This window comes from Pseudarthrobacter sp. H2, assembly GCF_050157045.1.
GTDB lineage: Bacteria > Actinomycetota > Actinomycetes > Actinomycetales > Micrococcaceae > Arthrobacter.
In genome coordinates, this window is the sequence record NZ_CP189594.1 from 1,214,660 (window position 1) to 1,227,048 (window position 12,389).

Sequence of the window (12,389 nt, forward strand, 5' to 3'; positions counted from 1 at the left end):
GGGACTGAAGTGAAGGAATCGGCGAAGAGCCACATCACCTTTGTCGTTGTCGCCGGGATCGTCCGGCCCGTCATGAACCTGCTGATGAACAAGAAGTGGGAAGGCCTCGAAAACCTCCCGGCCGGCGGCTTCATCGCCGTTCCCAACCACTGCACCGAGATCGACCCGCTGGTGGTGGGGCACCTGCTCTACAACCAGAAGCGGATGCCGCACTTCCTGGCCAAGGCCGGCCTGTTCAAGGTGCCGCTGGTCGGGGCGGTGCTGCGCGCCGCCAAACAGATCCCGGTGGAACGCTCGACGGCGGGGGCCCACCGCTCGCTGCAGCTCGCCCGGGAAGTGGTGGACGAGGGCGGCGCAATCGTCATCTACCCCGAGGGGACACTCACGCGGGACCCGGAGCTGTGGCCGATGAAGGGCCACACCGGTGCCGCCCGGATGGCGCTGGAGAGCGGCATCCCCCTCGTCCCCATGGCCCACTGGGGAGCCCATGAGGTCTTCCCCCGCTACGCCAAGCGGTTCCACATCCTCCCGCGCAAGACCTCCCGCGTCTTTGTGGGTCCCCCCGTGGACCTCAGCGCCTTTTCCGGCCGTCCGCTGGACAAGGCGACCCTCACCGAGGCCACCAACGTCATCATGGACGCCATCACCGGGCTGCTCGCCACCCTGCGCGGAGAAGAGCCGCCGGCGCTGCGCTGGGACCCCTCCGCGCACAACCAGACCAAGCACGGACGCGACGTCGGGCGGGGCGACAAGTGACCGCAGGGCAGATCCCGGAGGGCCCGGCCGCGTCGGTTGCCGTCCTCGGGGCAGGCTCCTGGGGGACCACCTTTGCGAAGATCCTCGCCGACGCCGCGACCGCGTCCGGCGTCGAGCGGGACATCCGGCTCTGGGGCCGGCGCCGGGAAGTCGTGGACCAGATCAACCTGAAGCACCGGAACGAGCAGTACCTCAAGGACGTTGCCCTCCCGCCCGGCATCACCGCCTCGACCGACGTTGCCGAGGTCCTCGCCGGGGCGGGGCTGGTGGTCCTGGCCGTCCCGGCGCAGACCCTGCGGCCGCAGCTGCGCGAATGGAAGCACCTGGTGGCGCCCGGCGCCCTCGTGGTGTCCCTCATGAAGGGCCTGGAGCTGCATTCGGACTCACGCATGAGCGAAGTCATCTGCGAGGAGCTGGGCATTCCGGCCGGCCGGGTGGCTGTGGTGTCCGGACCCAACCTGGCCATGGAGATCGCCCGGGAAGAACCCACCGCCTCCGTGGTGGCCTGCACGGACCCCGCGGCGGCAGCCCGGGTCGCCCGGAGCTGCACCGCACCGTACTTCCGCCCCTACACCACCACCGACGTGGTCGGCGTCGAAATCGGCGGCATCGTCAAGAACATCATTGCGCTGGCCGTCGGCATCTGCGAGGGAAAGCAGATGGGCGACAACACCAAGGCCTCCGTCATCACCCGCGGACTCGCCGAGACCTCCCGGCTGACGCTCGCCCTGGGCGGCGAGGCGCGGACGATGGCAGGGCTCGCGGGCCTGGGCGACCTCGTGGCGACCTGCTCCTCGCCGCTGTCCCGGAACCACACCGCCGGCCGGCTGCTGGGCCAGGGACTGACCCTGGGGCAGGTCACCGCCGAAATGACGCAGACCGCCGAAGGGATCAAATCGGCCCAGGCCGTGCATGAACTCGCCGGAAAACTCGGCGTCGAGATGCCCATCACCGCGGCCGTCGTCGCCGTGCTGGCCGGAAAACTGTCCGTAGACGAACTGGGACCGCTGCTGCTCTCCCGGGACCTGAAAGCTGAAGGCGATTACTGAGCGTGTCGGAAAATAGCGTGACAACGAACGAGTCCACGAAGGGCCGTTCCGGCCAGTCCAGGCCCCGGGTGGCGGTGCTCTTCGGCGGCCGCTCGGGCGAACACGCCGTCAGCTGCGTGACCGCGGCCGGGGTGCTCGGGGCGATCGACAGGGACAAGTACGAGGTGATCCCCATCGGCATCGCCAAGACCGGCCAGTGGGTGCTCGCCTCCGGCGACGTCCAGGACTGGTCGCTGGCGGCGTCCTCGCTGCCTGAGGTGGAATCCTCGGCGCAGACCGTGACCCTGGCCGAGATCGGCGGCGAACACCAGCTGATCGTCGCCTCCCCGAACGAGGTCCCGCTGGAACTGGGGTCCGTTGACGTCGTGTTCCCGCTGCTGCACGGGCCGTTCGGCGAGGACGGGACCATCCAGGGCTTCCTGGAGCTCTCCGACACCCGCTACGTCGGCGCCGGCGTGCTGGCCTCCGCCGTCGGCATGGACAAGCACTTCATGAAGGTGGTCTTTGAATCCGCAGGGCTCCGTGTGGGGCCGTACGTCGCGGTGACGGACCGGCAGTGGCGCAAGGATCCCGAGATGGTCCGCAAGCGCGTGGACCGGCTCGGCTTCCCGGTGTTCGTGAAGCCGGCCCGGGCGGGATCCTCCATGGGCATCTCCAAGGTCGACTCCATGGAGGGCCTGGACGCCGCGATCGAGGTGGCGCGCGGGCACGATCCGAAGCTGGTCATCGAGGCCGGCATCACGGGCCGCGAGATCGAATGCGCCGTGCTGGAGGGCCGGGGGACCGATGCTCCCCGGACGTCCATGCCGGGCGAGATCTCCGTGGCCGGCGGCGGGCACGAGTTCTATGACTTCAACGCCAAATACGTGGAGGACGACGCCGCCGCGCTGAGCTGCCCTGCCGACCTCCCCGAGGAAGCGATCGCCCGGGTCCGCGAACTGGCCGCCGTCGCGTTCGACGCCGTCGGCGCCGAAGGGCTGAGCCGGGTCGACTTCTTCTACACGCCCGAGGGTGAGCTGATCATCAACGAGATCAACACCATGCCCGGGTTCACGCCGAAGAGCATGTACCCGCAGATGTGGAAGGCCTCGGGGATGGGCTACGCGGAGCTGATCGACGAGCTCATCCACCTGGCGCTGCACCGCAGGACCGGCCTGCGCTAAGGCATTCCCCGGCGGGCCTAGCTGGTGGCCCTACTTGCTGGTCGGCAGGTTCTGCAGGTCTTCCTGGCCCACGCAGTTGCGTGTCGCCGCGATCTTCGCGGCGGGGACGGCCAGATCGGCCAGCACCGTGGCCGAACTGACCTTGTCCGGATCCATCAGGATCTCCGTGGCCGGCTCGCGCCCGAACGTGGTCAGCGTCCACACCGGGTCGCCTTCCTTGATGACCCAGTCGACGCCGTTCACGGTGACGCAGCGGTCCGTGGTGGGTCCGGGGACGTTGACGCCGCAGCGCAGGACCACGAGGGAGGGATCACCCCACGCCGCCGTCGCCTGGCTGTTCGTCTTCCGCAGCTTGGCCTCGCCGATGGCGTCGGGCAGGGCCAGCATCATCGGCGCGCAGGCCGCACTGGCGGCATCCTTCGCGGGGGCGACGTCCACGACCGGCGCGCAGCCGCTCAATACCAGCCCGGCGGCGGCCGCGGCTGCCGCGGCCGCCAGCATACGGAGGAGCGGACGGACGGAACCCTGGGCGTAGAGCTGGTGCATCCTCCTAGCCTATCCCGGCCGGGATAGGGGTCTGAGCCTGACTCCGGCGGTACCGAGGGCCATGGCAAGTCATCGAGGTGCCGTCGAGTAGAATGACAAGGTCGTGGCACTTTGAAGCACAGCTGACAGCGAGGCCAGTTCTGCCGGAAATCCGTGCACGACGAATTAGAACTCGCATTTTGGGGGAGCACTATTGTTGAATTTGCATGGCCGCCTCGGTAAGGCGGCGTTGAACGGCATTCTGGTTCTGACGGTTTCTGGGGTGATCATGGGGGCGGCAGCTGCCGCCCATGCAGAGGTCATACCGGACCCTCTGACGGTCGTTGTGGATCCTGCTCCGTCAACGGCGCCGCCGGTGGATCCCGCACCCACGCAACCGGCGCCAGTGGATCCAGCGACTCCCATCGTACCGTCGCCTTCTGATCCGGCACCGATTCCGCCTTCTGATCCGGCACCGATTCCGCCTTCTGACACTGCGCCCCCCGCTGTCACCCCGGGGGCACCGAACACCGACGTGCCCCCGGCTCAGGCCCCCGTACCTCCCTCCGACACCCCGGCTGCCGTAGTTGTGGCGCCCGCCCCGGTCAAGGCCCCGGCGGGCCAGACTGCGTCATTGCCCGCCCGCGTGGCAGCGTCCGAGCCCGCTGCAACTGAGGCCGCCGAAACGGCCACGCCCTCGGCTGCTCCGGCAGGCGGCCGGCCGTCAGCGGCGCCCACCCCTGACAACCCGGCTTCTGCCGCACCGGCAGTTGTTGCCGCGAGTGTCCTTTCTGCGGCGACCACCGCCGCCGGCAGCCCGCTTGGGGTCCAGGCGCTGACAGTGCTGGTCCTCCTGGCGGCAGGGTTTGCCTACTTCCGCTTTCTGGGCGGAAAGAGCGGCAGCGCACCCGGCAGGTCCGGTAAGTAACCACGATGCGCGAGAAACTCGGTGCTGCCCGCACCTCCGAAGGATCCAGTGTGCCCGGCGTCCGCCTGACATTGCTGACTCATTCCTACTGGCCAGAGTCCAGCCCGCCGCAGCGGCGCTGGACTGCCATGATCAAGGAATTCTCCAGATCAGGCTGGCACATCGATGTGGTCACGCCGGTTGCGCACTACCCGTTCGGCCGCCGAGGCCTGCCACGGACCGCCGCCGGCCGGCCCTTCCTGAAGCAGGCGGGGCAGTTCACCGAAGTGATCTGGCGCGTACCGTACCTGCGCCACGGCAACTCCCGCGCAGCGCGTCTGCTGGATCAGTGTTTTTCCGCGGCGTTGTCCATCCCGGCCGGCCTTTTAGTCCGCAAACCCGACGTCATCATTGTCACCGCTCCAAGCCTTCCGTCCTTGGCCTCCGGTTATGTCCTGGCAAAGCTGCGGCGAGTTCCCCTGATCGTTGAGATGCGCGACGCCTGGCCGGATCTTGCCCGCGACGCCCGGATCATTCAGGGAAGCGTCAAGAGCTTGGTGGAACGTGTGGTGGACTTTGTCCAGCGCCGCGCGGATCTGGTCGTCACCGTGACCGAGGGATTTGCGGAGACATTGCGGGCGCGGGGAGTCCTAAATGTGGCAACCGTCAGCAATGGAGTCCATCTGGACGCCATACCTGTGATGGATCCGCCGGATATGGCCAAGCCCATTTTCGAAGCACTGTATCTGGGGAATCATGGCGAGAGCCAGCGTCTGGAAGTGGCCGTGCGCGCCAGCGCCCTCGTTGGAGACTCAATGCGCCTCCATATGGTTGGCCACGGCACCCAGCGGCCGGCCCTCGAACGGCTTGCATTAGACCTGAAAGCGCCAGTGACCTTCCACCCACCGTTGCATGGCCAAGCCATGATGGACCGCTACTCCTCGGCCGACACGTGCCTCGTGTCATTGCGGGACGACTGGAAATCCTTTGAGACCACTGTTCCGTCCAAGACGTATGAAGTGTTGGCCGTTGGCCGGCATGTCACCGCGATTGTGCGGGGCGAGGCGGCCCGGGTCATCGCGGATGCCGACGCCGGTGACATTGTCGCAAGCGATCCCGAGGCAGTGGCAGCGTTGTGGCGCGAACTTGCCACCGACCGGGGCCGCCTTGTCCGGAACGGTGACAGCCGGCAATGGGTCAAGGACAACGCTGAGTATGACCTTCTGGCGGGCCGTTATATGGAGCTGATTCTGGAGCTTTTGGGCAAACCATCCGCAGTTAACCCATGATCCAGCTCCTAAGAAATGTCCGCCTTGCCGCAAGTACCGTGGGGCAGCATCTGTCCGACGACCCGGTGTTGCTTTTCCTCCAGATTTCGCGGCGGCTGCCTGCATCGATAGTCCGCCCGATTGCTCGTCTCACCGGCGCTCTCGCGCCGAAGTCCTCAGTGGCTGTACCTGTACTTCTCGCGTCACTCGCGAGAGGTGATGACGGAGACGTCAAGCGACGCCTCCGTCTCGCCGCAGATCGGAACACGACGGGGGAGCAAGCACGGCGGCTGGCCGACGTCGCCCTCGCCGCAAACCTGCCGGAGCTGGCGGATGTCCATTTGTCGGCGGCGCATGGAGCTCCGGGTCTGAAGCCAGCATTGGCACGGCGGTTCTGGTATGACGGCGCCTTCAGCGACGCCGTCGACGTCCTGGGGAGCTCCACCGAAGCGGAATCGCCCCAACGTGAATGGCTCGCCGGAGAACTGCGGGTGCTTGAAGGCGCGACGCCTTCCCTGGGGCGCCGGCGGGACTTCGTTCCCGTCGCTGGCCGGGTGCTCCACTTGCTGACGAATTCGCTTCCTCACACAAGCAGCGGCTATGCCCAGCGCTCCCACTCCATTCTGTTGGCGCAGCAAGAGGCAGGCTGGGATGTTCTGGCTGCCACACGGCTTGGCTATCCCGTGCAGGTGGGAAAGCTATTTGCGCGGCCCAGCGACGTTATTGATGGAATCCGCTACCAGAGGCTCCTTCCCGCAAAGCTTGCTTCAACTTCGGATGCCCGCCTGCAACAGCAGGCGGACGAATTGCTCCGCGTGGCCTTGGATTTCAAGCCCAGCGTGCTGCACACCACAACCCACTACGCGAATGGCATGGTGGTCCGTGCTGTGGCCGAGGCACTGGGAATCCCCTGGGTCTACGAAGTCCGCGGTCAGCTGGCCGATACCTGGGCATCCACCCGTGGGCCAGCGGCCCGCGGCAGCGAAAAGTACCGATTGTTCCAGCAGCGCGAGGCAGAAATCATGGTCTCGGCGGACCTGGTGGTGACTCTGGGGGAGGCTATGAAGGCCAACATTCTGGCCGCCGGGATTCCGGACGAGAGAATCATCATTACGCCAAATGCCGTTGGCGGGGAATTCTTGGAGGAACCGCTGGACCCGTTCACCGCGAGACGAGAGCTCGGCCTTCCTGAAGAGGGAGCCTACATCGGTACGGTCAGCAGCTTGGTCCCCTACGAAGGGATCGAGGACCTCATCGCGGCCTTCACGTTACTCGCACCGAGGCACCCGGATCTGCGCCTGATGATCGTGGGCGATGGCGCATCGAAACCGGCACTGCAGGAACTGGCCCGTGAAGGTGGCTTCAGCGACCGCATCATCTTTCCTGGCCGGGTGCCGCGGGAACAGACGGCCCGCTACCATCAGGCACTCGACGTCTTCGTGGTGCCGCGCAAGGACCTCGAAGTGACACGTTCAGTGACGCCCCTCAAACCCGTCGAGGCGTTGGCATGTGCCCGGCCAGTGGTGGCGAGCAGGTTGCCGGCACTTGCGGAAATTGTGATTGACGGCACCAACGGGCTGCTGGCTAGTGCGGGGGACAGCCATGACATCGCCACTAAACTGGAGACGCTTCTCGGTTCCGAGGAGCTTCGGGTCCGTTTGGGACAGGCAGGAAGGCGCGCTGTGCTGAACGACCGCACGTGGACTGCAAATGCGCTGTCCATGACGCTGGCTTATGAGCAACTGATGGAGGCTCGTTCTTGAGCACTGAGATGTCCGCTACTCCGAAGGGGCCGCAACCTACAGCGGTTGCAACCTCCGTCAACTTGCGTGGCCTGCGCCGGGTAGGGGCGCGGCCGCCCTTCCTGGACTACCTCGTGTCCCTCTGGGACTACCGGCACTTCGTTTTTTACGACGCACAGGCGCGGGTCCAGACGGGCAACGCGGAGGATCGCTTAGGACGGGCTTGGCTTGTGCTAAGTCCGCTGTTGAACGGTCTCATGTTTTATCTGATCATGGGTGTCCTGCTGAAATCCGGGGGCGGCGTTGACAACTTCATTTCCTTCCTGATTATTGGCGTATTTCTTTTCCAGATGTCAACCCGGGCCATCGTCACTTCGTCGCGCGTTATTTCTTCGAATAAAAACGTCATCCATGCTTTTCAATTTCCGCGTGCCAGCCTGGTCCTCGCGGCCAACGTACGCGAGCTCCTGTCAAATATTCCTGTCCTGATCACAATGCTCATCCTGGTCATCGTCCTGCCGCCATCCGAGGAAATCTCCTGGCGATGGTTGATGTTGATCCCCATCGTCGCACTTCAGTTTGTCTTCAACCTTGGCGTCGGGCTCATTCTCGCGAGGGTTGTATCAGACTTCAACGATGCCAGTCAGTTGATCTCGTATGCAATGCGTTTGTGGATGTATGCCTCCTGCATGTTTTTCTCCATCGACCGGTTCGACGGCGTCCCGGTGGTGAAGGCCATCATGGAGTTCAACCCCCTCTACAACATCCTGCATCTGGCTCGTGAATGCGTGCTCTATGGACATGCTGGCCCGTGGCGTGCCTGGGTCATCCTGGCGCTGTGGTCTGTCTCTGCCCTGGTGATCGGGATGGTTTTCTTCTGGAAGGGGGAAGAAACGTATGGCCGAGAACTCTGACCTGAATTTCATCCAGGACAGCCCAGCGGTAGTCATTGACAAGGTCAGCATGACGTACCGGACCACTTCCCGGAGTAAAGAGGATTCTTCGAGCAGCCGTGCTGGGTGGGCGGGCATGGGGTCCGCCCGTAGCCGAACAAAAACCGTGAATGTGACGGCCCTCAAGGAAATGTCCCTGGTGGTAGAACACGGTCAGGCTGTGGGCATCATCGGCAGGAATGGTTCCGGCAAGAGCACACTCCTGAAGCTGGTGGGCGGGCAGATACCGCCGACCTCGGGTGCCGTGTATGCCACATCGACGCCGGTGATGCTTGGGGTGAATGCGGCCCTGATTCCCGGATTATCCGGCGATCAGAACATCGTGCTCGGCTGCCTGGCCATGGGGATGACCCGGAAGCAGATCGACGACAAATATGCGGCCATTGTTGAATTATCCGGTTTGGACGAGGCCATCCACATGCCGATGAAGTCGTACTCTGCGGGCATGTCGTCCCGGCTTCGCTTTGCCATCGCTGCAGCCATTGATCCCGAAATTCTGATTATCGATGAGGCGCTGAACACCGGCGATGCTCAATTCAAGGACAGAACCCGCAAACGCATGCTGGAACTACTTGGCCAAGCGGGCACGGTATTTCTGGTCAGCCACAGCATGTCGACGGTCCTTGACTTGTGCAACAGGGCAATCTGGATCGATGAGGGTGAACTGCTCGCGGACGGCACCCCAGCACACGTGGTCAAGTGGTACCGCATGTTCACGCAGAAACTTGCCGCGGGGGACCGGATCGGCGCCCTGAAACTGAGGCGCCGCATGATCAATGACCTGGCGGTCGCTGACGTCAGTGACCGCAACTCGCTCCGGCGGTCGCGAGCGTGACGGCATTTCAGCTTGGCACAGTACGCAAGTTCCTTTGGCACCTCCGGTCCGGCGGCCCACAGCAAGTCCGTACTTGGTTGGCCCGTGAAGCTATGGAGGCGGGCCACCGCAAGCTCGAGACGCTAAGAGGCGCGGAGGGGGTGTGGACCGGGCGCGGAAAGAAACGGCGTCTGAGGTTCCGTCCGACGACAGTCGCGCCGGACAGGGAAGTGTCCCCACGGATGCCCAGGGTCGCCGTCGTGCTCGATGACTTCTCGATGATGGCCTTTGGGCTCGAATGGGACTGCATGCCGCTGTCGCCGAAGACGTGGAAGGAACAACTGGCGGAGCATCCCGTCGATCTCTTGTTCGTGGAATCGGCGTGGGCAGGTCCCGACAAATTATGGGCCGGCAAGATCGCCGGACAGGACCACGCGCAGGGTTCGGTATTGAACGAGCTGACAACGTGGTGCAAGGGACGTGATATCCCGAGTGTTTTTTGGAACAAGGAAGACCCCCCTCACTATGACGACTTCCTTGGGGCCGCGAAACTGTTCGACTACGTCTTCACCAGCGACGCCAACAAACTGGAGGCGTATTCGCGGGATCTCGGCCACGACCGGGTGGCTGTACTAGCCTTTGCTGCCCAGCCGGTCCTGCACAACCCCGTCCGGCCGAAGTTTGGCTGGCACGAACGCGACGTGGCCTTTGGCGGAATGTATTTCACCGAGAAGTACCCCGAACGCCGTGAACAGTTGGACCTCCTGCTGACGGCAGCCCTCGATGCCTCGGCATCCATGGAAACAGGCCTGGAAATATTCTCGCGCCAAATGGGAGGTGAACCGAAATACCAGTTTCCGGAGCCCTTCGCCAGCCGGATTGTCGGCTCACTGGATTACCCTGAAATGCTCACGGCGTACAAAGCCTACAAAACTTTCCTGAACGTTAACTCCGTAGTGGACTCACCCACCATGTGTTCACGCCGGATATTCGAAATCATTGCTTCCGGCTCCAACGTGGTCACTACTCCGAGTCCTGCGATCGGCTCATACTTTGAACCGGATGAAATTTTCAGCATTAAGAGCCAAGGTGAAGCTGAAAATCTGTTGCGGGCCCTACATCGCAACCCCGAGCTGGGAGATCGGCAATTGCATCGCGGTCAGCGGCGGATCTGGCGGGATCACACCTATCGTGCCCGCAGTAACCAGGTGATAGCGGCCGTCGCCCCTGGCCTGGTCCGGACAGCAGTGCGCCCCACGGTATCGGCACTGGTCTCCACCATCCGCCCGGGTCAACTTGAGCACGTCTTTAGCACCATCGGCGGCCAGGTTGGCGTAGAGGTTGAACTCGTATTGCTGACTCACGGATTTGAGCCGGATCCGGCGCTCTTGCTACGGTTACAGGGAAAATACGGCGTCAAGGAAATGAGGCAGCTGACCGCCCCGCGGTCAGTTCCTTTGGGGGAGTGCCTCAATATGTGCGTTTCCGCGGCTTCTGGCGTTGTCCTCACCAAGATGGATGATGACGACTACTACGCGCCCCACTACCTGAGTGACCAGGTCTACGCACTGGAATACTCGCGCGCAGACGTCGTGGGCAAGCAGGCGCATTACATGTACCTGGCCGCGCACAATGCCACGGTTCTTCGCTTCGCCGACTGGGAGCACCGGTATACGCGGATGGTCATGGGCCCAACCATCATGGGCCTGGCGGACACCTTCCGCGAAGTCCCGTTCGCGGCAGTCGGCAGGGGAGAAGACACCCGGTTCCTGCAGGGCGTCGTCTCCAGCGGCGGCGCCGTTTATTCGTCGGACAGGTTTAACTACTGCCAGCAGCGGCTGTCTTCGGGTCATACCTGGGCCATAGACGACGCGGAATTACTGGCGAGCGGAACATTGAAATTTTTTGGCAATTACAGAGATGAAGTCTCTGTCTAATCTGGGGGAACCTTGAATACCATCGAAACCGTAGCCGTCATCGGACTGGGCTACATTGGACTGCCCACTGCGGCCGTATTGGCCGGCAACGGCATCCACGTCATCGGCGTGGATGTTAACTCGGGCACCGTCGAATCAGTCAACCGTGGCGAGGTGCCCTTTGTGGAACCTGATCTGGCCTCCTACGTTGCGGGTGCTGTCAGCCAGAAGAAGCTGAGTGCCTCAACCGAGACGCCTTCTGTGCAGGCCTACATTGTTGCTGTCCCTACGCCCTTCAATCCCGATCACACGGCTGACGTCAGCTATATCAAGGCTGCTGCCCAGGGAATCGCACCCCAGTTGGTGGGGGGGGAACTCATCATCCTCGAGTCGACCTCGCCTCCGGGAACTACGCAGCTCCTCGGCGACTACCTCATCAGCCTGCGGCCCGATTTGAGCCTGGATGGAGCTGACGACAAGCCCGCCATCCATGTGGCCCACTGCCCGGAGCGTGTCCTCCCCGGGCGCATCATGATCGAACTCGTCACCAACGACCGCATCGTCGGCGGGCTGACCCCGAAGGCCGCCGAGCTCGCCAGAGCGCTGTACGCGGTCTTCTGCCAGGGCGAGATCCTCGTCACGGACGCCGCCACGGCCGAAATGGCCAAACTGGTGGAGAACTCCTACCGCGACGTGAACATTGCCTTTGCCAACGAGCTGTCCATCATCAGCGACAAGCTGGGGATCAACGTGTGGGAGCTCATCAAACTGGCCAACCATCACCCCCGCGTCAACATCCTGCAGCCTGGTCCCGGAGTGGGAGGCCACTGCATCGCCGTGGATCCCTGGTTCATCGTCGCTGCTGCCCCCGAGGAATCCCAGCTGATCCGGCAGGCACGCGAGACCAACGACTCGAAGCCCGACTGGGTCGTGAAGAAGGTTGTCGACGCCGTTGGCGATATTGTGTCGCCCAAGATCGCCGTTCTGGGACTGGCGTTCAAAGCCAACATCGATGACCTCCGGGAGTCGCCGGCTGTTGCCATTGTGGAGCGGCTGAGCAGCAAAATGGACGGTGCGGATCTTCTCGTCGTCGAGCCGCATGTGGACCGGCTTCCACGGCAGCTGTCCGGCCTGGCAAATGTTTCCCTGCAAGAGCTCGAATCGGCGGTGGCCGCGGCTGATGCGGTGCTGCTGCTGGTGGATCACGATGACTTCAAGGCCATGGACCGCAATCTGGTGGCCGGCAAACCCGTTGTCGATACTCGCGGACTCTGGGAGTAGGCAGCCAACGATGCA

Annotated in this window: 11 protein-coding genes; 10 read left to right on the top strand and 1 reads right to left on the bottom strand. The window is 63.7% G+C overall.

The annotated features are described in order from the left end of the window. Positions 1 to 9: 9 nt before the first annotated feature. The 3 genes from ACQCSZ_RS05675 to ACQCSZ_RS05685 are packed head-to-tail and all read left to right on the top strand — an operon-like array spanning position 10 to position 2,968. Positions 10 to 756 carry a lysophospholipid acyltransferase family protein gene (locus ACQCSZ_RS05675; protein ID WP_427007091.1) on the top strand — a complete coding sequence of 249 codons (747 nt, stop codon included), beginning with the start codon at positions 10 to 12 and terminating at the stop codon, positions 754 to 756. Then, positions 753 to 1,805, top strand: coding sequence for an NAD(P)H-dependent glycerol-3-phosphate dehydrogenase (locus ACQCSZ_RS05680; RefSeq protein WP_427007092.1), 1,053 nt, complete (start codon positions 753 to 755; stop codon positions 1,803 to 1,805). The genes ACQCSZ_RS05675 and ACQCSZ_RS05680 overlap by 4 nt, the downstream gene beginning before the upstream one ends. Positions 1,806 to 1,822: 17 nt before the next feature. Further along, positions 1,823 to 2,968, top strand: coding sequence for a D-alanine--D-alanine ligase family protein (locus ACQCSZ_RS05685; RefSeq protein ID WP_427007093.1), 1,146 nt, complete (start codon positions 1,823 to 1,825; stop codon positions 2,966 to 2,968). A gap of 30 nt (positions 2,969 to 2,998) precedes the next feature. Here the strand turns inward: ACQCSZ_RS05685 and ACQCSZ_RS05690 are convergent, their stop codons facing one another. Continuing rightward, a complete protein-coding gene (locus tag ACQCSZ_RS05690) occupies positions 2,999 to 3,469 on the bottom strand; it encodes a DUF3515 family protein (protein WP_427008260.1) in 471 nt (156 codons plus the stop codon). A gap of 658 nt (positions 3,470 to 4,127) precedes the next feature. Between ACQCSZ_RS05690 and ACQCSZ_RS05695 the strand changes: the two genes are divergently transcribed. The 7 genes from ACQCSZ_RS05695 to wecC all read left to right on the top strand — a co-directional run bounded on the left by ACQCSZ_RS05695 (position 4,128) and on the right by wecC (position 12,374). After that, entirely contained in the window at positions 4,128 to 4,421 is a 294-nt protein-coding gene (locus tag ACQCSZ_RS05695; protein ID WP_427007094.1) for a hypothetical protein, read from the top strand. Between the two features lie 5 nt (positions 4,422 to 4,426). Continuing rightward, a complete protein-coding gene (locus ACQCSZ_RS05700; protein ID WP_427007095.1) occupies positions 4,427 to 5,689 on the top strand; it encodes a glycosyltransferase family 4 protein in 1,263 nt (420 codons plus the stop codon). Further along, the gene (locus ACQCSZ_RS05705; protein WP_427007096.1) at positions 5,686 to 7,431 is read left to right on the top strand and encodes a glycosyltransferase family 4 protein; all 1,746 of its coding nucleotides are present in this window, start codon (positions 5,686 to 5,688) and stop codon (positions 7,429 to 7,431) included. Before ACQCSZ_RS05700 ends, ACQCSZ_RS05705 begins: the two co-directional genes overlap by 4 nt. Beyond that, positions 7,428 to 8,324 (top strand): ABC transporter permease, encoded by an 897-nt coding sequence (locus ACQCSZ_RS05710; protein WP_427007097.1) that lies wholly within the window; start codon positions 7,428 to 7,430, stop codon positions 8,322 to 8,324. The genes ACQCSZ_RS05705 and ACQCSZ_RS05710 overlap by 4 nt, the downstream gene beginning before the upstream one ends. Further along, positions 8,308 to 9,198: an ABC transporter ATP-binding protein gene (locus ACQCSZ_RS05715; protein ID WP_427007098.1), complete on the top strand. Its 891-nt coding sequence runs from the start codon at positions 8,308 to 8,310 to the stop codon at positions 9,196 to 9,198. Before ACQCSZ_RS05710 ends, ACQCSZ_RS05715 begins: the two co-directional genes overlap by 17 nt. Before the next feature lie 239 nt (positions 9,199 to 9,437). Beyond that, positions 9,438 to 11,114, top strand: coding sequence for a glycosyltransferase family protein (locus tag ACQCSZ_RS05720; RefSeq protein ID WP_427007099.1), 1,677 nt, complete (start codon positions 9,438 to 9,440; stop codon positions 11,112 to 11,114). Between the two features lie 12 nt (positions 11,115 to 11,126). After that, positions 11,127 to 12,374: a UDP-N-acetyl-D-mannosamine dehydrogenase gene (gene wecC, locus ACQCSZ_RS05725; RefSeq protein ID WP_427007100.1), complete on the top strand. Its 1,248-nt coding sequence runs from the start codon at positions 11,127 to 11,129 to the stop codon at positions 12,372 to 12,374. Positions 12,375 to 12,389 lie beyond the last annotated feature (15 nt).